The sequence below is a fragment of the Rufibacter radiotolerans genome, assembly GCF_001078055.1.
GTDB lineage: Bacteria > Bacteroidota > Bacteroidia > Cytophagales > Hymenobacteraceae > Nibribacter > Nibribacter radiotolerans.
In genome coordinates this window covers 3027422-3048565 of the sequence record NZ_CP010777.1, presented here as the reverse complement: position 1 = coordinate 3048565, position 21144 = coordinate 3027422, and the positions used below count along the sequence as shown (strand labels likewise).

The 21144-nt window shown below is 52.8% G+C and carries 22 protein-coding genes; 6 read left to right on the top strand and 16 right to left on the bottom strand.

Annotation, left to right across the window (positions count from 1 at the left end):
* Positions 1–43: 43 nt before the first annotated feature.
* The 4 genes from ubiE (at position 44) to TH63_RS12555 (ending at position 2764) form a co-directional block, all read left to right on the top strand.
* Entirely contained in the window at positions 44–766 is a 723-nt protein-coding gene (gene ubiE / locus TH63_RS12570; protein WP_048921236.1) for a bifunctional demethylmenaquinone methyltransferase/2-methoxy-6-polyprenyl-1,4-benzoquinol methylase UbiE, read from the top strand.
* The gene (gene porT, locus TH63_RS12565; RefSeq protein ID WP_082161678.1) at positions 715–1464 is read left to right on the top strand and encodes a type IX secretion/gliding motility protein PorT/SprT; all 750 of its coding nucleotides are present in this window, start codon (positions 715–717) and stop codon (positions 1462–1464) included. The genes ubiE and porT overlap by 52 nt, the downstream gene beginning before the upstream one ends.
* A gap of 9 nt (positions 1465–1473) precedes the next feature.
* Positions 1474–2226: an SDR family NAD(P)-dependent oxidoreductase gene (locus TH63_RS12560; protein ID WP_048921234.1), complete on the top strand. Its 753-nt coding sequence runs from the start codon at positions 1474–1476 to the stop codon at positions 2224–2226.
* 142 nt (positions 2227–2368) lie between these two features.
* A complete protein-coding gene (locus TH63_RS12555; protein ID WP_048921233.1) occupies positions 2369–2764 on the top strand; it encodes a VOC family protein in 396 nt (131 codons plus the stop codon).
* Between the two features lie 81 nt (positions 2765–2845).
* Here TH63_RS12555 and TH63_RS12550 read toward each other — a convergent pair whose 3' ends face one another.
* Complete coding sequence (locus TH63_RS12550; protein WP_048921232.1) at positions 2846–3496, bottom strand: alpha/beta hydrolase; 651 nt, start codon at positions 3494–3496, stop codon at positions 2846–2848.
* Between the two features lie 4 nt (positions 3497–3500).
* The gene (gene cdd, locus TH63_RS12545; RefSeq protein WP_048921231.1) at positions 3501–3986 is read right to left on the bottom strand and encodes a cytidine deaminase; all 486 of its coding nucleotides are present in this window, start codon (positions 3984–3986) and stop codon (positions 3501–3503) included.
* A gap of 122 nt (positions 3987–4108) precedes the next feature.
* Between cdd and TH63_RS12540 the strand changes: the two genes are divergently transcribed.
* Entirely contained in the window at positions 4109–5446 is a 1338-nt protein-coding gene (locus TH63_RS12540; protein WP_048921230.1) for a saccharopine dehydrogenase family protein, read from the top strand.
* A 126-nt stretch (positions 5447–5572) separates the two neighbouring features.
* Here TH63_RS12540 and TH63_RS12535 read toward each other — a convergent pair whose 3' ends face one another.
* From TH63_RS12535 to TH63_RS12510, 6 genes are all read right to left on the bottom strand, one after another.
* Positions 5573–6286, bottom strand: coding sequence for a tRNA1(Val) (adenine(37)-N6)-methyltransferase (locus TH63_RS12535; protein WP_048921229.1), 714 nt, complete (start codon positions 6284–6286; stop codon positions 5573–5575).
* Between the two features lie 148 nt (positions 6287–6434).
* A complete protein-coding gene (rnhA, locus tag TH63_RS12530) occupies positions 6435–6890 on the bottom strand; it encodes a ribonuclease HI (protein ID WP_048921228.1) in 456 nt (151 codons plus the stop codon).
* A gap of 177 nt (positions 6891–7067) precedes the next feature.
* The gene (locus tag TH63_RS12525) at positions 7068–7895 is read right to left on the bottom strand and encodes a carboxypeptidase-like regulatory domain-containing protein (RefSeq protein WP_048921227.1); all 828 of its coding nucleotides are present in this window, start codon (positions 7893–7895) and stop codon (positions 7068–7070) included.
* Positions 7896–8003: 108 nt separating this feature from the next.
* Positions 8004–8576 (bottom strand): MarC family protein, encoded by a 573-nt coding sequence (locus TH63_RS12520; RefSeq protein WP_048921226.1) that lies wholly within the window; start codon positions 8574–8576, stop codon positions 8004–8006.
* A gap of 45 nt (positions 8577–8621) precedes the next feature.
* Positions 8622–9683: an aminotransferase class V-fold PLP-dependent enzyme gene (locus TH63_RS12515; protein ID WP_048921225.1), complete on the bottom strand. Its 1062-nt coding sequence runs from the start codon at positions 9681–9683 to the stop codon at positions 8622–8624.
* A 160-nt stretch (positions 9684–9843) separates the two neighbouring features.
* Positions 9844–10302 carry a type II 3-dehydroquinate dehydratase gene (locus TH63_RS12510; RefSeq protein WP_048921224.1) on the bottom strand — a complete coding sequence of 153 codons (459 nt, stop codon included), beginning with the start codon at positions 10300–10302 and terminating at the stop codon, positions 9844–9846.
* Between the two features lie 150 nt (positions 10303–10452).
* Between TH63_RS12510 and xerD the strand changes: the two genes are divergently transcribed.
* On the top strand, positions 10453–11352 hold the full coding sequence (xerD, locus tag TH63_RS12505) for a site-specific tyrosine recombinase XerD (protein WP_048921223.1): 900 nt from the start codon (positions 10453–10455) through the stop codon (positions 11350–11352).
* A gap of 490 nt (positions 11353–11842) precedes the next feature.
* On the opposite strand, the gene meaB is transcribed toward xerD, so the two are convergent.
* From meaB to TH63_RS12470, 8 genes are all read right to left on the bottom strand, one after another.
* Positions 11843–12829, bottom strand: a complete 987-nt coding sequence (gene meaB, locus TH63_RS12500; RefSeq protein WP_048921222.1) for a methylmalonyl Co-A mutase-associated GTPase MeaB — start codon at positions 12827–12829, stop codon at positions 11843–11845.
* Between the two features lie 95 nt (positions 12830–12924).
* Entirely contained in the window at positions 12925–14088 is a 1164-nt protein-coding gene (locus TH63_RS12495) for a YncE family protein (RefSeq protein WP_048922819.1), read from the bottom strand.
* A gap of 269 nt (positions 14089–14357) precedes the next feature.
* Positions 14358–14549, bottom strand: a complete 192-nt coding sequence (locus TH63_RS20345; protein WP_156180587.1) for a hypothetical protein — start codon at positions 14547–14549, stop codon at positions 14358–14360.
* A gap of 374 nt (positions 14550–14923) precedes the next feature.
* Positions 14924–15475, bottom strand: coding sequence for an REP-associated tyrosine transposase (locus TH63_RS12490; protein WP_048921221.1), 552 nt, complete (start codon positions 15473–15475; stop codon positions 14924–14926).
* Positions 15476–15644: 169 nt separating this feature from the next.
* The gene (gene scpA, locus TH63_RS12485; protein WP_076606481.1) at positions 15645–17777 is read right to left on the bottom strand and encodes a methylmalonyl-CoA mutase; all 2133 of its coding nucleotides are present in this window, start codon (positions 17775–17777) and stop codon (positions 15645–15647) included.
* A 182-nt stretch (positions 17778–17959) separates the two neighbouring features.
* Positions 17960–18325, bottom strand: a complete 366-nt coding sequence (locus TH63_RS12480) for a hypothetical protein (protein WP_048921220.1) — start codon at positions 18323–18325, stop codon at positions 17960–17962.
* A gap of 182 nt (positions 18326–18507) precedes the next feature.
* Positions 18508–18936: a YybH family protein gene (locus TH63_RS12475; protein ID WP_048921219.1), complete on the bottom strand. Its 429-nt coding sequence runs from the start codon at positions 18934–18936 to the stop codon at positions 18508–18510.
* Positions 18937–19006: 70 nt separating this feature from the next.
* Complete coding sequence (locus tag TH63_RS12470; RefSeq protein ID WP_048921218.1) at positions 19007–20842, bottom strand: methylmalonyl-CoA mutase family protein; 1836 nt, start codon at positions 20840–20842, stop codon at positions 19007–19009.
* Positions 20843–21144: the final 302 nt, after the last annotated feature.

Here is a 21144-nt window from a genome sequence, read left to right as displayed (position 1 = left end):
GTTAATCCATAGTAGCTTTGTTTTCTTTAATAAAGACTAGTACATGTCAGTAGTTCCATACAAAGACCAGGAGAGCGGTAAGAAAACGCAGGTGGCGCAGATGTTCAACAGCATTGCCAAGCGGTATGACTTTCTAAACCATTTTCTGAGTGCGGGAATTGATATCCTTTGGCGCAAGAAAGCGGTGAAACTGCTGGCCCGTACCAAACCCCAGGTCATTCTGGATATTGCCACCGGTACCGGAGACTTTGCCCTGGAGACCCTTAGCCTTAAACCAAAGCAGGTAATCGGGATTGATATCTCTGAGGGCATGTTGCAGGTGGGCCGGGAGAAGATTGCCAAGCGCGGATTAAACCACCTGGTGCAACTCTACCTGGGCGACTCTGAGAACATCCAGTACCCAGACAACCATTTTGATGCCATTACCGTGGCGTTTGGGGTGCGTAACTTTGAGAATCTGGAGAAAGGCCTTTCAGAGATGTACCGGGTTTTGAAGCCGGGCGGCATGGCCGTGATCCTGGAGTTCTCCAAGCCGCAGCGGTTCCCCATGAAACAAGGCTACAACTTTTATTTCAAGAATATCTTACCAGTTTTCGGGAAGCTAATCTCAAAAGACAATGCTGCGTATACGTACCTGCCTGAATCAGTGCAGGCGTTTCCAGACGGCAAAGACTTCCTTGCTATCTTCCGGAAAATAGGATTTAAAAACACAGAATGGCACTCACTTACCTTCGGCATCAGCTCTATTTACATAGGAACAAAGTAATCCCTTTTCTCTTTCTGGTTTTATCTACGCTGGGCCAGCAGGCTATGGGGCAGGGGAAACTTAGTGGCGAAAACCTACCGGGGTATGAATACAAGAAACTCAGGTGGGGCTTCTCCCTGGGGGTAAACAGTTCCTGGTACACGCTGGAGCATTCGCAGTATTACATTGATAAAATAAAGCAGGAGCCAAACTTTACGGTCAATGAAAAGTTCGGGATTGGCTTCAATGTGAATTTTATCACTACCTATCGGCTATCGCCGGATGTAGTGCTGCGCGCGCAGCCGGGTGTGGGCTACCATAGCCGGGCCGTGGAATACATGGGAAGCTTTGAAGGTTCTGAGAACGGCATGAAGCTGCAGGAGGTGAACACGTTCTCCGGGGAGTTGCCTTTGCTGGTGAAATATGAGTCTAAGCGCCGCAAGAACACCCAGATGTATTTCATTGGGGGGATTAAACCAACCTATGTGGTGGGCGGGCCTAAAAAAGGTAACCCCGAGGTGCTCCAGATCAAGCCTTTTGATTTCTCCATTGAATATGGCGTGGGGTTGGACATGTTCTACCCGTTCTTCAAATTCTCGCCTGAGCTTAGGTATTCCAGGGGCATCAGCAATATCCATGAGCCCTATGAAAGCTTGTATAACAACAGCATCCAGAAGCTGGGCACCAACACCATCACCCTTTACCTGAACTTTGAATAATCTACCATCATGGCGCAGAAAATTGCCCTGGTTACCGGTGCCTCCTCTGGTATAGGAAGAGCAACAGCAATACAGTTAGCCCTGCACGGTTATAAAGTCATTATCACCGGCCGCCGCAATGAGCAGTTGCAGGAACTGGCGCAGGAGATAGGCCCTGAGTCTGTCTATCCGCTTTTGTTTGATGTGCGTGACCGCGAGGTGGTACGTGAAGCCATTGCCAGCCTCCCGGCGGAATGGCGGGCCATTGACGTGCTGGTGAACAACGCGGGCAACGCTCACGGCCTGTCTCCTATCCAAACCGGTGATATTGAGGACTGGGACGCCATGATTGACATCAACGTGAAGGGCCTGCTGTACGTGACCAAAGAAGTTTTGCCTGTGATGGTGGAACGCAAATCTGGGCACATCATCAACATCGGCTCCATTGCCGGCAAAGAGGCCTATGCCAACGGCAACGTGTACTGCGCCAGTAAATTCGCGGTAGATGCCCTTTCCAAAGCCATGCGCATTGACTTGGTGCATGAAGGCGTGAAGGTCTCTGAGGTAAACCCCGGGCTGGTGGAAACCGGCTTCTCTGAGGTGCGCTTCAAAGGCGACAAGGAACGCGCCGCCAACGTGTACAAAGGCTTTGAGCCCTTACAAGCCGAAGACATTGCCGATGTGATTGTTTTCATGGTAACCAGACCCAAGCACGTGAACATTGCAGAAGTGCTGATCTTGCCTGCCGCGCAGGCCTCGGCCACGGTGGTGTACAAGCAGTAAGAAAGGTAAAGCACAGAAACGCCTCACTGGTTCTATAACCGGTGAGGCGTTTCTGTTTTAGGCCCGTTTTTTAGAAAACAGGCCTAAAACAGAATATCTTTCCTTTGGGCATATGCGTTGGAAGACAAAAGCACCATGGCCTATGACTTTCACCCAAATAAAAGAAACCTGTCTGTATGTGCAGGACCTGGAACGCTCCACCGCCTTCTACGCCAAGGTGCTGGAATTTCCGGTGATTGGGCAGGTAGAGGACCGGCATGTGTTTTTCAGGGTGGGGACTTCTGTATTGCTTTGTTTCAACGCCGAGAAAACGCGTGAGAGCAAAGACCTGCCCCCGCATTACGGGCAGGGCCAACTGCACGTGGCCTTTGAGTGCCAGACCGCTGAATATGAACCCTGGAAAGTGAAACTCACGGAGGCGGGCACAGCTATAGAACATGAACAGACCTGGCCGCACGGCCGGAAGTCCTGCTACTTCCGGGACCCGGACCAGCACCTGCTGGAGATTGTGGTGCCCGGCATCTGGGAGAAGGAGTAACTCTGTTCTACCCCTGTTTTCAGGAAAACAGCCTCAAAACAGAAAGTGCAATACTCTCTGCTCAAGCAAACTGTCTGCCATTTACCCGTCTTTCAGTTGCCGCAGCACCTGGGCGTTCAATTCATGTATGCCCTGAAAGGTAATGAGGTTGGGCTGAAGCCCTGCCTTGGCTATTTTAGCCAGTTGCTCCTGTAACCGTTCAGGGGTCACCATCTTATCTTGTAGGCCATAGACATAGGTAAGCTTGGTATGGGCCAGAGTATGTTCTACGGTGGCCAGTTCCATGTCTTCGGGGAAGACGCCGGCCCACAGAATCAGTTCGGCTACCGGCCAGTTCGCCTGGGCCAGCCACCGGCAAACGGTGGCCGCTCCCTGTGAGAAGCCCAGCACGTGCAAGGTGGCCTCCGGGGCTTTTGCCATCGCCGTCTGGCGCACCATGTTCAGGTAAGCAATATAGTCTTCAATCTCAGAAAGGCGTTCCTCCTTGGTCATCCAGGTGGCACCCACGCGGCCCGAAAAGCCGTTAAGGTAAAATCGGGACAGTGCCTCAGGCGCAATCACCACGGTCTGCGCGTCTGCCACGCCCTCAAAATGCCGGATAAAGTACCTGGCTAATTGCCCGTACCCATGGCAAACCACCCAAAGATGTTTGGTCTCTGCAGATAAGGAACCCAATTGGTGGAGGTGGGCGGTGCGCGGTACTTGAAGGGTATGGTGCGTGGCGGAGGTCAACAGTCTACAGATTCTCTTTGGAGAACGTGAAGGGCAGCAGATCACTCACGCTCTGGAACCGGACAATCTTGCCGTCGGCGGCCTGCATTAACAGCTTGATAGGGGATTTCTGACGGTTCTGGTACTCGGCCATCACCTGGCGGCAGGCGCCACAGGGGCAGGCGGGCAGGAAAAAATCCTCATGGCGGCGACGGGCCGTCACGGCTAGAATCTCTATTTTCTCAGCGGGGTAGTTGGAGCCCACGCCAAAAAGCAGGGTGCGCTCGGCGCAAAGCCCCGAAGGATACGCGGCGTTTTCCTGGTTGGTGCCTTGGTGGGTGCTGCCATTGGAAAGAAGCAAAGCGGCCCCCACCATGAAGTTGGAATAGGGAGCATACGCATTGTTGGTGGCATTCTGGGCCAGGTGCAATACCTGCCGTTCTTGGTCGGTCAATCCGTCAGAAGAGGACACTACCTCATAGGTAATGTTGAGTTGTACTTGTTCAGTCATATTTGCGGTAGCCGCACGAGCACGTACGGGAGTCAAAGTTAATAAGTTGGCCCGAAAAAGCAAGAAGTGGTTGCCTGTCCGGCAGAAATTCCGCATTTTACCCGTCCATACCTTCTCCTGCTATGAAAAAGCTACTCCTCCTGGGCGCCGGCCGCTCTGCTTCGGTTCTTGTAGATTACCTGCTCCGCCATGCGGCCCTGGAAGGATGGCAGGTGGCCATTGGCGATGTATCGGTGGAGCATCTGCCCCTGGCGGTACGGCAGAACCCGGTGGTGCGGGCGTTTGCGGTAGATGTACTGGATGAGGCCCAGCGCGAAGCGGAGATTGCCCGCGCCGACGTGGTTATCTCCCTGCTGCCGGCCCTGTTTCACCCACTGGTGGCCCAAAGTTGCCTGGCCATGGGCAAGCACCTGGTCACCGCCTCTTACGTGCCCGAAGAAATCAAAGCCATGCATGCCGAGGCACAGGCCAAAGGGCTTACTTTATTGATGGAGTGTGGTCTGGACCCGGGCATTGACCATATGTCGGCCATGAAGATCATCCATCACATCCAGAACCAGGGCGGCAAGATTACCTCCTTCAAGAGCTTTACGGGCGGCCTTATGGCGCCTGAGTCAGATACGAACCCCTGGCACTATAAATTCACTTGGAACCCCCGCAACGTGGTGCTGGCCGGGCAAGGCACGGCCATGTACATGGAAGAGGGTACCTACAAGTACATTCCGTACCCGCAGCTGTTCCGGCGCACGGAGACGTTCATGATTGACGGGTTTGGGGCCTTTGACGGTTATGCCAACCGGAACTCCCTGGCTTACCGCGCTCCTTATGGTTTGGAGGATATCCCCACTATGCTGCGGGGCACCCTTCGCCGGCCCGGTTACTGCCAGGCCTGGAACGTGTTGGTGCAACTGGGCCTCACCGATGATACCTACCACTTGGAGATGACCGAGGGGATGACTTACCGGCAACTGGTGGAGAGCTTCCTGCCTGCCGCAAGGCAGGAGGAGGGTGACCTTAGGGGCCGCGTGGCCCATTATGTGGGAATTCCGCCGGAGGCGCCAGAACTGGATCTGGTGGAATGGACCGGTTTGTTTTCTGATCTGCCCATTGCCCTGGCCCAGGCCACACCCGCCCAGGCCCTGGAAAAGCTTTTGACCCAGAAATGGAAACTTAGCCCCGGCGACAAAGACATGATTGTGATGCTGCACCTCTTTGAGTATGAACTGGCCGGCCAGCGGCACCAGCTTTCCTCTTCCTTAGTGGTGCTAGGCGAAGACGAAGTGCATACCGCCATGGCCAAAACCGTGGGGCTGCCCGTAGGCATTGCCGCCCGGTTATTGATGCAGGGAAAACTGAACGTGACCGGGGTAGTAGTACCGCTGCAGCCAGAAATCTATGAACCCATTCTGGACGAACTGGAGCAATACGGCATAAACTTCACAGAAAAGACGGAGTTCTAACTTACAGGCAATCTGGCAGGGGCAAGTCTTTTCTTTTCAGGCTAAATTCTCTCTGCCAAAAATGGTGCTGTGGGGTAGGCTTCCTGTTTTGGGCTTAATTTCCTGAAAACAGGCCCAAAACAGAAATCAGAAAATGAGGTAGTAGTCCCGCAGCAGTTCTCGGAAGGCGTTGGTATACTGGTGGTCTTTCTCCCGGACGGGCAGTGTCTGCTCGGTTACGTGCGAGGCTTGCCAGGAATACGTGAAGATGCCGCGAAGCAGTTTTCCGCCGGGCGTGGCCTCTAGCCACAGGATATTTTCCGTTTGAAAGCCTGCCGCCTGGGCTTCGCGCTCAAAGACCCGGGCCTCATGCGGGGGCAGCAAGATATGCAGTTTGCCGGTAGGTGCCAGAAACCGCGTCGCGAAGTCGGTTACTTCTGAAAAAGCCAAAGTCTGGGTGTGCTTGGCTTTGTTTTTGGCTTCGTCCGGAGATTTCAAAGAGGCCTGAAAAAACGGCGGGTTGCTTAAGATGACGTCATAGGGTACTGGCGAGGTCTGGGCAAACTGCTGCAGACTGACGGGGAACAACCGCACCTGATTCGCCCAGGGGCTTTGGGCAATGTTCTCTTCGGCCTGGGCCGAGGCGTCCTGATCTATTTCCACAGCATCAATGCAGGCCTCAAGAGTGCGCTGCGCCACCATCAGGCTCAGCAAGCCGGTACCTGCCCCAATATCCAGAATGCGCCGCGCGCCGCTTACCTCTGCATACGCCCCCAGTACGCAGGAATCGGTGCATACTTTCATGGCGCACCGGTCTTGCCTGATCAGAAACTGCTTAAACTGGAAGTAATCGTTGGCCACTTGGTTAATGTGCTAATGAGGTAAGGTGCTGATGTGCTAATTAATGTTTGAAAACATGAATGGTTAAATGAGGCTAAAGGCAGTTTCTGTATTTATCCATATTTAAAATAAATCAACTAGCACATCAGCACATTAATCCATTAGCACATTATGAATTACTCGCTTCAAATCCTTTGTCTGGCGGGAGGTTGGGTTGCAGGGCGGCGGCTACTGCTAGTTCGTCGCAACGCTCATTCTCAGGGTGGCCGTTGTGGCCCCGCACCCAGACAAAACGCACCTGGTGCTGGCGGTAGATTTTGAGGAAGCGTTGCCAAAGGTCTGGATTGGCCTTGCCGGTAAAGCCTTTCTTCTCCCAGCCAAACACCCATTTCTTGTCTACGGCATCTACCACGTATTTAGAGTCTGAGTGCACCGTCACGGGTATGCCGGGCTTGGTGATGGACTCCAGGGCCACAATCACGGCCAGCAGTTCCATGCGGTTGTTGGTGGTCTTCCTAAAGCCGGCGCTCAGCTCCTTCTCGTGCCGGCCATAGCGCAAGATGGCACCATAGCCGCCGGGGCCGGGGTTGCCGCGGGAAGCGCCATCGGTATAAATATTTATCAAAACGGGTAGGGTTAGTCTGCTACAAAATTACCTATTGCCGGGTTAGGAGTGGCGGTTGGGCAGAAGATTATTTTAAAATTGGGTTGCGATCAGAGGAAGAGAAGAATAAAGGTCAAACCCGTTTTGGGCCTGTTTTTCGTGGAACAAGCCAAAACTAGCCATTCCTAGAACAGCCGCTTACTTCTCCTGGCTCACGGTGGCGTTGAAACCCAGACCGGCTTTCAGGGGAATCCTGGTCCAGTTTCCCTGGCTGGTTTTTCGGGAGTAAGAGTGGTTATTCAGGAAGCCGGCGCTAAAAAAAAGACCACCCTTGCCCAAGTTTCTGACCAGCTCCAGCGACAGAAAGGTGTCAGAGTCAAGGTAGATGTTACGGTCCCGCAGGTCTAAAGAGATGTCTTCTATAAAGTCTTTTTTGCTGATGTTCAGATAAATAGGCTCTTTTAATAGGTTGGCCCCCGGACCGGATGCCTCCATCTTGTACAGATTGATCCTGAAGAACAGGGTGTCATATTCATTCCGGACCACATGGAACGTGACCTTCTCCAGAAAGGAAGGTTTGTCAATATCCAGCACGGTGCCAATCTCTGAGCCCAGGTCATTGCTGATAAGGCCGCCCCTAATCCGTTTGGAGGTAGCGTTGTTGCCTACTACTTTGGTCTTGTACTTTCTGGGGCGTACCACCACTTCCTGTAGGGCCACGGACTGCTCTTTTAACTGGATTTCGGCCACCCGGCCAGAGAATCTCTGCTTGAACTCACTGACGTTGAATTTAACGGGCGTATAGCCAATAGCCGAGATAAGCAGCGTCTGGGCGTTCAGGGAATCAGGCATAGTGAGGGTAAATTCCCCTCTAGCTGAGGAAACCGTGCCCACATCTTTGCCCACCACCCCAATGTTCACGTACTGCAGCGGCGCGTTTTCCTGGTCCACAATTTTGCCCTGGAAGCGTTGGGCCTGCGCGAAAAAGGAGACGAGCAACAGCAGGTAAAGGAGAGGGTTCTTCATGGAATGGGATTTTCAGAAAGGTGCGCAAAAGCAGCCAATGGTTGTCGTCGCCGCAAAAGATCACAGCTGTTTTAAGCCTGTTTTGGCCAAAACGGCCCTAAAACGGGTTTAGAAACTCACGTTGGTTTTGAAGAGCTTAATGGCAATGGCCAGCAGAATGACGCCAAACACCTTGCGCAGCACCTCGGTGCCGTTCTGGCCCAGTTTGCGCTCCAGCCAGTTAGAGCTTTTGAGCACCAGGTAGACAAACAGAAGGTTGAGCAAGATGCCCACTAGCACGTTAGGCAACGCGTACGCTGAGCGCAGGGAAAGGAGCGTGGTCATGGTGCCGGCGCCTACAATGAGGGGGAAGGCGAGGGGGACAATGGAGCCGGTCTTCACCTCGGGGTTGGAGTGGAACAGGTGAATGCCCAGCACCATTTCCATGCCCATGAGGAAAATAATAATGGCCCCGGCAATGGCGAAGGAGGCGAAATCAATCCCGAAGAGCTTTAGAATACCGTCTCCCACAAACAGGAACACGATCATTAAAACGCCCGCTACAATGGTGGCTTTCTCAGATTGAATGACGCCTTCGCGCTGGCGCAGCTGAATGATAATAGGAATAGAGCCCAGAATATCAATGATGGCAAACAGGATTAGGCTGACAGATACTATCTCTTTGAAGCTGAATTCAATCATAGGGGCGCTGGTCTAGGCGGCAGGAAAGCCGTTCACAACGCGAAATTAGTGATAATGCGTGGAAATAAAATCGCGGAGGGTGTCATATTCAGAATCTACGATGGCCGGGAAGTTAGCGATCCGGAACGTGCCCTTGGCCCACTGGCCGTAGCCGTTGCCCAGGGTGATGCCTTGCCCGTTGGCCTGGCGCTTCACTTCCTGCACCCATTTGTCGGGGCCTTTCACGGCCAGTACCGTGTGGGAACGCACCTCGGGGTTCTCTACCAGCAGCTGCATCTGGGGCTCCTCTTCCAGAAACGCATACAGGTCTAGGGCGCGCTGCACCAGGTGCTGGTCCACGTTTTTAATGAGTACCCGCGCCTCCAGCATCTTCTTGAGCAGGTACAGATTCAAAACGTTAGGGGTGTAGGCCGTCTGGTAATTGAGCATTTTCTCATACATGAATACCAGGCTATTGTAATGCCGGCGGTCATTGAGGGCCTTGGCCCGTTGAATAGTGCGCGGGGAGCAGACCATTACCGCCAGCCCGGCCGGCAACCCAAAACATTTCTGCACCGAGGCAAACCAGATATCGGCCCTGATGAACTTGAGGTTGAGCCCTGCCATGCTGGAGGTGGCGTCTACGGCCAGCAAAGGATCCTTGAACTGGTTCTGAAGCTTGAGCAGGGTGTTCATGCTCACCTGCGTGCCGTTGGAGGTTTCGGTCTGGGTTACGCAGATCACGTCGGTGTCTTCCTCCACGGGCAGGTTGGGGGCATCCACCACCTCATCCAGCCCGAAGGCCTGGCCGTAGCAGTCGGGCTTCAGGCGTTTGGCGTACTCGCACCACTTCTCGCCAAAAGACCCGTTGTACAGGTGCAGGCTTTTGTTGGGCGTAAGGTTCTGGGCAATGATCTCCCAGCACTCGGTGGCCGAGGAGGTAAAGAAAATATAGTAGTCCTGCGGAATGTTGAGTTTAAGGCGCAGCAGCCCCACCAGTTCCCGCATCATCAGCACAAAACGCTCTCCGCGGTGCGGAATACTGAGAATTCCCTCGTCATAGGCCATGGTCAAATAATCACGAACCTCAGGATAGACTTTGGAGGGACCCGGATAAAAATTAAGCATGACTGTAGGATTTGGTGGTGAAGATTTTGATAAGGGCAGCGGCACGGCGCGTAAGCGGTAGGCAGTTGGTCTGTTTTAAAGGCGTTTTGCAGAAAACAGGCCCAAAACAGGAAAATGGCCGACCTGCCGACCTGTGCAACACGTGAAAAACGCCGCTAGGTTACGCTTTGGTGTAGTTAAAACCCACTTTAGTAGGCTTCTGGCGCTCAAAGTACTGCAAGGCAAGCCGATAGCTTTCCAACCCAAACCCACTGATGCTGCCCACGGCCCGGCCCCCAATAAAGGTCACGTGCCGGTTGGCCTCCCGCGCGAACACGTTGGAAATGTGCACCTCAATGACCGGGGTTTCAATGGCGGCAATAGCGTCTGCCAGCGCCAGGGAGGAATGCGTGTAAGCCCCGGCGTTAAAGATGATGCCCTGGTAATGGAAGCCCACCTCGTGCAGTTTGTCTATGAGCGTACCCTCCACGTTAGACTGGAAATACTCCAGCTCCATGTCTGGGAAAGCGGGAATGAGGTCTTTCTCCAGGTAGTCTTCAAAAGAGCGCGACCCGTAGATGGATTTTTCACGGCGGCCCAGCAAATTAAGGTTGGGTCCGTTCAGTATTAATATTTTCATGGTTCGGTGAGAATTTGGCCATTGCCCAAAAAAAGTAGGCTAGCGTCATGTCCAAAGGTAATGAATAACTACCTTTGGGCGGCTAGCCGGTACGCCTTTTCTAAGCATGCCGGCAAAAGGCCCATTCTGTAGTTCAAAATCCCTCCCCCTATGAACTGGTCTGTAAGTCTAACCCAATTTAAAGGCTATCTCCAGCTGGAGAAATCCTTGTCTGGCCACTCAGTGGAGGCCTATCTACGCGATGTGGGCAAGCTGGTGCACTATTTTGAGATAACCCAGCAAACCGTGGGGCCGCTGGCCGTGGAACCCACGCACCTGCAGGGCTTCCTGGAGTGGATCAATACGTTGGGCATGACCCCGCACACCCAGGCGCGCACCATCTCGGGCATCAGGGCTTTCTACAAGTTCCTGATCATGGAAGACCTGCTCAACGCAGACCCCACCGAAACCATTGAAAGCCCCAAGCTCAAACGCAAACTGCCAGACACGCTCAGTTACCACGAGATTGTCAGTCTTTTTGACGCCATTGACGTGAGTACCCCTGAAGGCACCCGTAACAAAGCCATGCTGGAAACCCTCTACAGCTCAGGCCTTAGGGTCACGGAGTTGATAGAGCTCAAGATAAGCAATTTGTACGAAGACCTGGGCTTTCTGCGCATCACGGGCAAGGGCAACAAAGAACGCCTGGTGCCCATCGGCCGCGATGCCCTCAAGTACATTAAGATCTACATGGATGGCGTGCGCCGGCACCAAACCATTAAGAAAGGGCATGAGGATTTCGTGTTCCTGAACCGCCGCGGCACCAGCCTTACCCGGGTCATGGTGTTCAGCATCATCAAAGACCTGGCCGCCAAAACCGGCCTGGAGAAAAGCATCAGCCCCCACACGTTCCGACACTCATTTGCCACGCACCTCATTGAAGGCGGCGCCGATCTAAGGGCCGTGCAGGAGATGCTGGGCCATGAGTCCATCACCACCACCGAGATCTACACCCACCTGGACCGCGATTACCTCAAGCAAGTGATGCAGGAATTCCACCCCAGGAGTTAGTTGGATAGGTGATTGTTTCTTCTTGAAATACCGAACGGCTAACACATAGGGGCCATCACTTATGGTTATTGGTCCCTGGGAAAACAAACAACGGCGGGACGGCTTTACACACGTTCCGTCCCCCTTTGAAGGGGGGAGGGGGATAACTCCCTGTGCTGAGATTCTCTAACTCTTGTCTTCTGGTTCAAGTTTTCAACTTGGACCTACCTTGGGCTGAAGTTTTCAACTTCAGTGAGGCGGCCAACCTCAAATGGAATTCCCTTCTTGGTTGGTATTTCCAGGGGCCAACAACCCAAACAGCCTTTCAAGTCACTTGTAGTAAAAGCCTCTTAAACTTGATAATGCCTTGTCATCCCCCACCCCCTTCAAAGGGGGACGAAAAAGAAGGCAATGCTTACGGATAGGTCGCGACCTGCCCCTACACAAAAGGAGGAGGAAGCTAAAAGCATTTTGAGGCCGTTTTTCTAAAAACAGGCGCAAAACAGAAAGGCTAAGAATGGGCAGCATTTAAAAGTTCTTCCGCAGCCGCGAAGGGAGATTTCTGGCCGGCGGTTACTTGGTGGGCTATCTGTTCCCATTGCGCTTGTACGGCGGGGTGCTGGTAGAACCGCTCTTCCAGGCTTTGCCTGATGCTGTGTTTGAGCCAATGCAGGTTCTGGTCTTGTCGGCGGCGCTGGAAATAGCCGTTGCCTTGCGTGAGGGTCACATATTCCTTCACGGTGGCCCAGATAGGCTCCAATCCCGTTTTTTCATACGCTGAGCAGACACTCACCCTGGGGCTCCATTTGGAGGCGCCTAGCGGGAAAAGGTGCAGGGCGCTTTGGTATTCGGCCTGGGCGCTGGTGGCAGGATGCAGGTTGGCACCGTCTGCCTTGGTGATGGCAATTGCATCTGCCATTTCCATGATGCCTTTCTTGATGCCCTGCAGTTCATCGCCGGCCCCGGCCAGCATCAACAGCAGGAAAAAATCCACCATCTCATGCACGGCCGTCTCGGACTGACCTACCCCCACGGTTTCCACGAAAATAACGTCAAAGCCGGCGGCCTCACAGAGCAGAATGCTTTCACGGGTGCTGCGGGCCACACCGCCCAGTGTCTTGCCCGCCGGAGAAGGCCGGATGTACACCTGGGGGTGCACCGATAGGGTTTCCATGCGGGTTTTATCGCCTAAGATGCTGCCGCCCGTGCGTTGGCTGGTGGGGTCAATGGCCAGCACCGCCAGTTTCTTGCCGTGCTGCTCCACCAACACATTCCCGAAGGCCTCTATAAACGTGCTCTTGCCCACGCCTGGCACGCCCGTGATCCCAACCCTAACGGATTTGCCGGTATGTGGCAGGATTTTTTCCATGACCTGGTGAGCCAGAAGCTGGTCAGAAGGCAGGGTGCTTTCTACCAGGGTAATGGCGCGGCTCAGGAGAACCCGGTTCCCGGACAGAACTCCGGCGGCATACTCCTCTGGGGAAAATCTTTTAGGCACGTGTTTCAGGGCTGTTTTCTGCGAACTACGCGAAAAGTACTAATTAATTACTGATTGTTGCTCTCACGGCAGAACAATCAGTAATTAACAATCTTTTACCGCTGCTGTACCACGTACCCGGTGGGTGGGGTGAGGTTATGGAAATAGAAGCCCGGGAAGTTAGGCAGACCAAGCTCGCTTTTCTGGTTGCCCAGGTTCAGGCCGTTGTCTTTGTAGTCACAGTTGGGGCCCAGCGCATTGGGGTTCCTGATCACGCCCAGGTATCCGCTGCTATTGCGGGCCACGTAGATACGGCCATCGGGGCCCAGTTGGAGGGCACCAATCTTGCGGCTCAGGCTTTTGGCCACCTGCTGGCCAGAGTGAATGATGGCGTCTGGCGTTCCGGCTTTCAGGTTGAACTGGAAGATACGGGCTTCGCCACCGGCAATGCCGTTTTTGCCGCCGTACAGCCTGCTGCCGTCTGGCGAGAACTCCACGCCGTAGGCTTCCTCAAACTTGCCTAAATCTACCACATTGCTCACCAGGCCGGTGGCGTTGTCAAAGTCGAACAGCTCAATTTTATTCACGGGCGCCCAAGTTGCTACGGCCAGTTTATCGCCGGCTGGCGAGGCTTTCAGGAACCCGATGGCCGCCCCGTTGTCACCGGTGTGCATGGCACCAATACGGCTCTCTACAGGGGTGAAGGTGATGCCATTGGCCGTAATAAGGTAGGCGTAAAAGGCGGTGCTGTTCCAGCGGTGGGTGAGCACCCAAAAGTCACGGCCGTTGCGGTGCTTCACGGCGGTCAGTTTCTCGGTGACGGGCGCAAAGATTAAGTTGTTCTTTGAGACCACTTCGCCCAGACCCCCGTTTCTGCTCATGTCCACCACGTGGTACTGAAGCCCGTGGTCCTGTCCCTGGAAGTCGGTAGTAAAGAGGTAAAAGAGGGTAGAGGACCCCGGTTTAGGCAAGATCAACGCCGACTGTACCGAGGATTCATGGCCTTTCAACTCGCTGCCGTTGGCCATGACCTGGTGGTTTTTGTTCCAGACCTGCATGCCGTTGGAGTAAAACAGGAGATTGCCTTGGGCATCTGAGATTACGGCGCTGCCTTCTTCACTGAACAGCATTCCGTTTTTGAGAGGGGCAGGCTCCGGCTGTGCGAAGGAGATTCCCGCTCTCCGGCCGAAGTACCAGTTAGTGGCTTCTTTCTGGGCCATCGCTCCCAGCGCCAGTAACCATAAAGGCAAAAACAATAAATACTGCACGTACGTCTTCATCTCTTTCACAACTAGTAAACCAGCAGGCAGAAATCAAAGATTGCGCCAACTTCTCAGGCGCAAACCCGACAGCACCGCTGCTTTAATTAAACGCCGGCCACGGTGAAAGTGACATAGCCTGGGAAAGAAAAAGTTGTGGGGCGTTCACGCCCTTTGGCCATGCTTTGAGCAGGGCAGAAAGGAATGAAGATGCGGTTCTAAATTATAGGAAGAAGGGGAGATAGTCCTTAAGAACTGGGTAAACAAGAGCCAGGTGAAATAATAGTTACTTAGATTTTCTCCTTTACTGGTTTGTTATAGACAGCGCAGAAAGATTTGGCCAACTCAGGCGAATGCTGGTGCAGAGAGCCTTCGGCCAGGCTTTTCCTAACATCCATAGAAATGCCTTTGCTATCTGATAAGTTGGTTACCGAGTTCAGGAAGAGCATCAAGGTGATGCCTAGGGTGACACGTAATTTCATAAAGGGTAGCGTTAGATTGGAGCGGGGATTCGAATATATTAACTTTAATTATAAATACTAGCAATTATCTAAGTTTTAACATAATTTAACTTAAAACTACTTAGTAGTAAGTAATTGAAAGTGAGTAATTAACGATTGTGAGCAGTCGGGGTATATAATTTAAGGCTTTCCCAATAAAAATCACCCGTTTAAGCAGGTGAAAATTTAATTACCTGTTCAAACGGGTGGGATAGCAGGAAGCGTTTTAGGGTTGTTTTTGGGGAAACAGGCGTAAAACGCTTCTTAAAATCTAGCGCGAGTCTTCAGACTCGTGACATGGGATTGTTGGAGTCTCCAGACTCCCTTTGCCTTCGTCTAATTCTAATTTAGTTGAGTCATTCTAATAGAACTAATGGCAACCAACCTTTACCGCCCGCATAATCTGCCGCGCTGCTATAAATCCAATGCGATGCTTCTTCCACAAAGCCGGCTTCCACCGGATTCTGATGCAAATACCCCAGCTTCTGCCCCATTAATAAAATGGTATCTAGTTCTATGGGATGATTGCTATGTTGCCAAAACTGCTGATGGGTGTTGTTTGGGTTACGTCGTCCGTTACTTTCAAAAATCCATTGCAACCAACGTTTTCTACTTTCCTGTGGGTTTTCATGAATAGCCGTTAAAAGTTTAGTAGCGGTAAATTTCTTAAAGTCCCTGAGAATGGCTGCTAGTGGTTTGTCATCTGTACTTGAAGCGATCAAGTGATGGTGGTTAGGCATAATGACCCAAGCGTGCAGGACCAAACCTTTGTGTTCTATGCAATATCTGAGGCTGTCCACAATTATTTCACAATACTCCCGCCTTGTGAAGACATCTACCCATTCAACCGTTGCTATGCTGATAAAGTAAATCCCGTCTTGGTTATGGGTTTTGTACTTAGTGCTCATGGCGAAAGTATACGTTGGCGCCTAAAAAAAGCAAACCTCTGTTTTTGGCCTGTTTTCTAGGAAACAGGCCAAAAACAGAGGTTTATCTAACTTCTGGCGGGAGTCTTCAGACTCCACCCATCTCATGTCACGAGTCTTAAGACTCGCGCCAGGCAAAACCCAGACGGTTTTACGCCTTCAACAACTTCTCCAATATCTCCTGCGCGGCCACGCTAATCACGGTTCCTGGTCCGAACACGCCTGACACGCCCGCGTCAAATAGGAACTGGTAATCTTGGGCAGGAATCACCCCGCCCGCAATGACCATGATGTCCTCGCGGCCTAGTTTCTTCAATTCAGCAATGAGGGACGGGATGAGCGTTTTGTGGCCAGCGGCTAGGCTGCTCACGCCCACCACGTGCACGTCGTTCTCGGCGGCTTGCAGGGCTACTTCCTCTGGGGTCTGGAACAACGGGCCCAGGTCCACGTCAAAGCCTAAGTCAGCGAAGGAGGTGGCGATTACTTTGGAGCCGCGGTCGTGGCCGTCCTGACCCATTTTGGCCACCATGATCCTTGGTCTGCGGCCTTCCTGTTGAGCAAATTGATCAGCTAAAGCCTGGGCCTTGCCGAAGTTCTCATCATCAGAAATCTCTGAACTGTACACGCCTGATATTGCTCTGATGGTGGCCTTATGACGGCCGTATACTTTTTCTAAGGCATAGGAAATCTCACCCAGGCTGCACCGCACGCGGGCGGCTTGCACGGCCAGTTCCAGTAGGTTGCCTTCGCCGGTCTCGGCAGCGTTGGTGAGGGTGTCCATGGCCGCGAAGACAGCGGCGTCATCACGGTTTTCGCGGAGGTTCGCCAAGCGCGCCAATTGCGATTCCCGCACGGCGGTGTTGTCAATGTCCAGAATCTCCAGCTTCTCCTCAGACTCGGGTTTGTACTTGTTTACGCCTACAATAATGTCTTTACCGGAGTCAATGCGGGCCTGCTTTCTAGCGGCGGCTTCCTCAATGCGCATTTTGGGTAGACCGGTTTCAATGGCCTTGGCCATGCCGCCCAGGCGCTCCACTTCCTGAATCAGGTCCCAGGCGCGGTGCGCGAGCTGGTGGGTGAGGGCCTCTACGTAATACGAGCCGCCCCACGGGTCCACGGTCTTAGTGATGTGTGTTTCCTGCTGCAGGTAAATCTGGGTGTTGCGGGCAATGCGCGCCGAAAAATCGGTGGGCAGGGCAATGGCCTCATCCAGTGCGTTGGTATGCAGACTCTGCGTTCCGCCCAGGGCGGCGGCCAAGGCCTCCACGGTGGTGCGGGCCACGTTATTGAACGGGTCCTGCGCAGTGAGGCTCCAGCCACTGGTCTGGCAATGCGTGCGCAGGACCAGGGATTTGTCGCTCTTCGGGTTGAACTGCTTTATGAGCTTGGCCCACAGCATACGGGCGGCGCGCATCTTGGCAATCTCCATGAAGTGGTTCATGCCTACGGCCCAGAAAAACGACAGACGCGGCGCGAAGGTGTCAATGTCCATGCCCGCGGCCAAACCGGTGCGCACGTATTCCAAACCATCCGCCAGGGTATACGCCAGCTCCAAATCGGCCGTGGCCCCGGCTTCCTGCATGTGGTAGCCGCTAATAGAAATGGAGTTGAACTTGGGCATGTGCTGGGAGGTGTATGCGAAGATATCCGCGATAATCTTCATGCTGGGCTCCGGCGGATAGATGTAGGTGTTGCGCACCATGAACTCCTTCAAAATGTCGTTCTGGATGGTCCCGCTCAACTGCTCCGGTTTCACGCCCTGTTCTTCGGCGGCTACAATGTAAAATGCGAGAATAGGCAACACGGCGCCGTTCATGGTCATGGACACGCTCATCTGGTCCAGTGGAATCTGGTCAAACAGAATTTTCATGTCCAGAATAGAGTCAATGGCCACGCCGGCCTTGCCCACATCACCCACCACGCGGGGGTGGTCAGAATCATAGCCTCTGTGCGTGGCCAGGTCAAACGCCACCGACAAGCCTTTCTGACCGGCAGCCAGGTTACGGCGGTAGAAGGCATTGGATTCTTCGGCAGTGCTGAAGCCAGCGTACTGCCTGATGGTCCAGGGGTTTTTAACGTACATGGTGCTGTACGGCCCGCGCAGATACGGCGGCAGCCCGGCGGCAAAGTCCAGATGCTCAAAGGCCTGCGTGTCTTCCTTGGTATAGAAGTTCTGCAAGGGCAGGCGCTCCGCGGTCCTCCAGGTTTTGGCTTCCGCTTTGGGCTTGTTTTGGCCAGAACTGCCCGAAAACGTGAATGGTATCTTGGTGAAATCTGGTTTCATTGTGTTGGTATCAAGTAGCAGGTATCACGTAGCAAGACGCCTGCGGTTGTTGTCTTATATTATGTGTTTCGCTCTCCCTCTTGTCATCCAGAAAGGACCTTGTGGGCGAACTGTAATTTAGCTTGCTATGCACAAAAGCTCATTATAATGTTTCTTGGCTTTATTGATATTTCCTCTGTCATTTAGAAGTTGTTCAAAAAATCTAACTCCGGTATTTCATAGCCAAAGTCATTTTGAAATCCTTTTACCGTTCTTCCATTTACCTTCAGCTTCTTAGTTCCATCGGTTTTTGTTGAAAGAATAATGAAGAAGTCAGGTTTGAATTTTACAGGCCCTACTGGTTTGCCTTTTCTCAATGCATTTAATAATTCAACTATTTCGCTCTCTGAAAGCTTCTTTATTTCTACAACCCCTCCATTCGTCTTTTCATCAGGCCGAAATAATTCTGCTTTAACAACATCTTCTATTCTCTTAGGATAATCGAGTTTGTCGTTGTCTGATGAACAGGCAGTTAAAATTGACAAGACTACGATTAAAAATAACTTCATTATAAAATGTTATAAAGCTTTAGCGTGACTCTTGTATGAAATATGCCTGTCATTTAAGCAATGTAATTATGCATTTTCTTAGCTTCTGCCTTTCTCGTTCGCTCACAAGGTCCTTTCAGGATGACAAAGAGGGGAGGGACGGCTTTCAGCTCATAACTCTTAGTTTTCACCTCTTAACTAATTCAAGAGGCATGCTCAGAGGTAATCACCCATTTGCCGTTCATCTTCTTCCAGACCTGCGAAGAGATGCCGCCCATTAATTGCTTTCCCTCCAGTTCAATCTTCCACCGGAAGACAAAGAGGGTAGCTTCTTTTCCCAAATCTTCCAGATGCAGCGGCACATAGGTGTATACGCCCATGGTGCTGCGGTCTTTAAAATCCTGCTGAAACATTTCCAATACCGGTTGCCAGCCTTTTTCTATACCGCTTTTACTAATCCAGAGCATTTCTGGTGAGTTCCAGTAGAAGTCCATGGCCTGCTCCAGGTCACCGGCGTTCCAAGCATTCACCTGACCTTGCAGTCCGGTTTTGGCAGCCTCTACCGGGTTGTCGTTGGTTGCGGTGTTCTCTTTATTGGGGTTCAGGTAATTGGTTTGCAGCGGTGGAAGCACAGTACTGGATTAAATAACTTTATATAAGATAGAAGCCTTTCCCATATCTGGGGATACTCAAAAGCGGAAACTACTCGCCCAGCCGTTCCTGAATACGGGCAATGATCTCGGCGGTGTCACAGCCCTGGAAGAGAAACTCATCAAAGCCGTGGGTCCGGAGCTCTTCTTTCAGGTGCATGGGATCATCAGCGAGGACCAAGGCCGGGCCCTGCCGTTGCTGGGAACGCATGCCCCGGGCGAAGGGTTCGGCAAACTGCTGGAACTCCTTTTCGGGGGCGGCCATCACAATTACCTGGGCATCCAGGTCTTTCACGGCCGCCAGCGCCGCCGACGGGGTGTCAAACTTCACCACCTGGGTGGTAAAGCCAGAGCAGGTGAAGAACTCGCGCGCGAAAGAGGCGTGGATGTGTTCCTGAATGGCATTGCCCAAATGCACCACCAACGCGTGCGGACGGCGGTTCTTCTTCCGGAAATGCAGTTCGGTGGCCAGCCGCATCACCTCATAGGAATAAGAGGCGCGGGTGTTGTCAAACTGCTTGCTCTGGATCAGGCTCTCAGGGTCATAATCATGCTTCTCATTGGGGTTTGGGTACTTGTTGGTGCCCAGAATCACTTCTTTCCCGCTGGCAATGTCTTTGAACTTCTGGTGGGTGGTTTCCTTGATGAGGTTCTGGATGAAGCCTGCGGTAGAGGCCGGCAGAAACCCTCCGTAGCCTTCAATCTCCTGGAACAACGCCCAGGCTTTCTCGCACATCTCCTGCGTGAGGTACTCCAGATAATAAGAGCCGGCTGCAGGGTCAATGGCCTGGTCCAGGTACGCTTCCTCTTTTAAGATGAGGGGGATATTGCGGGCGATGCGCTCACTAAAGGCGTTGTTCTCCCGGAAGGTGCTGTCAAACGGTTCCACTTCCACGGAGTCTGCCCCGCCAATTATGGCGCTCATCATCTGGGTGGTGTGGCGCAGTAGGTTGGTGTGCGGGTCAAGGGTGGCCTGGTGCCACCGGGAGGTAGAAACGTGTATGCGCAGGGCGCCTGCTATCTCTTCCGAGGCACCATACGCTTCCACTACTTTGGCCCAGAGCAGACGTACAGCCCGCAGCTTGGCTATCTCAAAAAAGTAGTTGGTTCCGGCGGTAAGGTGAAACTGCATGTTCTGGAAAATGCGCTCTACCGGTAAAATCTCATGCGTTAACCCGTTGGTATAGCAGACAGCAATGGCCAGGGTAATGGCAATCTCCTGCACCAGGGTGGCGCCTTTGTTACTGAAATGGGAGCCGTTGATGGTGAGGGCGTAAAACTTGTCGGCGTCCAGAGACTGCTCCACCAGATGCTTCACGTGGTCCATGTCCAGCAGCTTATAGCCTTCTGAGGCCAGGATAGGCGCGCACTTCAGAAAACCCTGCAACTGGCTAAGGTTGATATCTTGCCTGCGGAGCCCGGTAATGAGGTGATGCAGGAAATTGGCGGCCTCCGTGGATACGGTGTAAGACACCGGAACCTTGGTAAGGTCCAGGTGTTGAATCAGGTAATCACAGTCAAATTCGTACCCGTTCTCAATAATGAAATGGATGCCATCCACCCCACGGGTCAGCACATCAACCGCCTTGTCAACGGCCTCATGGCCCTTGCCGGCGGCATGAATCGCCTGCAGGTTCAGCCAGCTGTTCTTGGTGGTCTTGGAGGTGCGTAGAAACGGAAATTGTCCGGGAGCCGAGGCATAGGCCGGGTCGGTGGGGAGGTCCTCTTTGGTATAGAAAGGCGCCACGCCAATGCCCTCATAGCTCTGCCAATACAGGTCTGCCGGGTCGGCGCCTTTTAGTTCATGTCTTATTTTTGAGGCCCATTGCTCTGCCGTTACCGGCCCGAACTCCGGGAATAATGCCTCAGAAGAGGGGATATCAGTCATAAAATAGCAAGCGAATGAAGGAGTAAATATAGCTTTTTGGCTGAACTGTTCTACGGCTACCAAGGGAAATCAGCCAGCCGTTTTAGGGGCGTTTTGGTAAAAAGGCTGCATAAATGGGTGGGGCGATGTTGGAATGTGAGGTTTATTTGAGATAAGGAGTTTAATTGTTTGCCTTGAATAGGCTATTGATGCCAGAGGCCTTACTTATTGCCTATTCCGCTTTTTGCTAGCGTAGTGCCTGTTGTCTCCTGAGTCCTAATGCTGGATTGTTTCATGGTCTCCCTCCGAGCGCTCACGGCCGC

What these genes read in the sequence shown, in the direction of transcription:
- TH63_RS12480 (WP_048921220.1), bottom strand. Translation starts at nt 18,325, where the DNA reads ATGAAGTTATTTTTAATCGTAGTCTTGTCAATTTTAACTGCCTGTTCA.
- scpA (WP_076606481.1), bottom strand. Translation starts at nt 17,777, where the DNA reads ATGAAACCAGATTTCACCAAGATACCATTCACGTTTTCGGGCAGTTCT.
- TH63_RS12510 (WP_048921224.1), bottom strand. Translation starts at nt 10,302, where the DNA reads ATGAAAATATTAATACTGAACGGACCCAACCTTAATTTGCTGGGCCGC.
- TH63_RS20345 (WP_156180587.1), bottom strand. Translation starts at nt 14,549, where the DNA reads ATGAAATTACGTGTCACCCTAGGCATCACCTTGATGCTCTTCCTGAAC.
- TH63_RS12555 (WP_048921233.1), top strand. Translation starts at nt 2,369, where the DNA reads ATGACTTTCACCCAAATAAAAGAAACCTGTCTGTATGTGCAGGACCTG.
- xerD (WP_048921223.1), top strand. Translation starts at nt 10,453, where the DNA reads ATGAACTGGTCTGTAAGTCTAACCCAATTTAAAGGCTATCTCCAGCTG.
- TH63_RS12490 (WP_048921221.1), bottom strand. Translation starts at nt 15,475, where the DNA reads ATGAGCACTAAGTACAAAACCCATAACCAAGACGGGATTTACTTTATC.
- TH63_RS12515 (WP_048921225.1), bottom strand. Translation starts at nt 9,683, where the DNA reads ATGCTTAATTTTTATCCGGGTCCCTCCAAAGTCTATCCTGAGGTTCGT.
- porT (WP_082161678.1), top strand. Translation starts at nt 715, where the DNA reads ATGGCACTCACTTACCTTCGGCATCAGCTCTATTTACATAGGAACAAA.
- TH63_RS12520 (WP_048921226.1), bottom strand. Translation starts at nt 8,576, where the DNA reads ATGATTGAATTCAGCTTCAAAGAGATAGTATCTGTCAGCCTAATCCTG.
- TH63_RS12560 (WP_048921234.1), top strand. Translation starts at nt 1,474, where the DNA reads ATGGCGCAGAAAATTGCCCTGGTTACCGGTGCCTCCTCTGGTATAGGA.
- ubiE (WP_048921236.1), top strand. Translation starts at nt 44, where the DNA reads ATGTCAGTAGTTCCATACAAAGACCAGGAGAGCGGTAAGAAAACGCAG.
- TH63_RS12470 (WP_048921218.1), bottom strand. Translation starts at nt 20,842, where the DNA reads ATGACTGATATCCCCTCTTCTGAGGCATTATTCCCGGAGTTCGGGCCG.
- TH63_RS12540 (WP_048921230.1), top strand. Translation starts at nt 4,109, where the DNA reads ATGAAAAAGCTACTCCTCCTGGGCGCCGGCCGCTCTGCTTCGGTTCTT.
- TH63_RS12525 (WP_048921227.1), bottom strand. Translation starts at nt 7,895, where the DNA reads ATGAAGAACCCTCTCCTTTACCTGCTGTTGCTCGTCTCCTTTTTCGCG.
- cdd (WP_048921231.1), bottom strand. Translation starts at nt 3,986, where the DNA reads ATGACTGAACAAGTACAACTCAACATTACCTATGAGGTAGTGTCCTCT.
- TH63_RS12495 (WP_048922819.1), bottom strand. Translation starts at nt 14,088, where the DNA reads ATGAAGACGTACGTGCAGTATTTATTGTTTTTGCCTTTATGGTTACTG.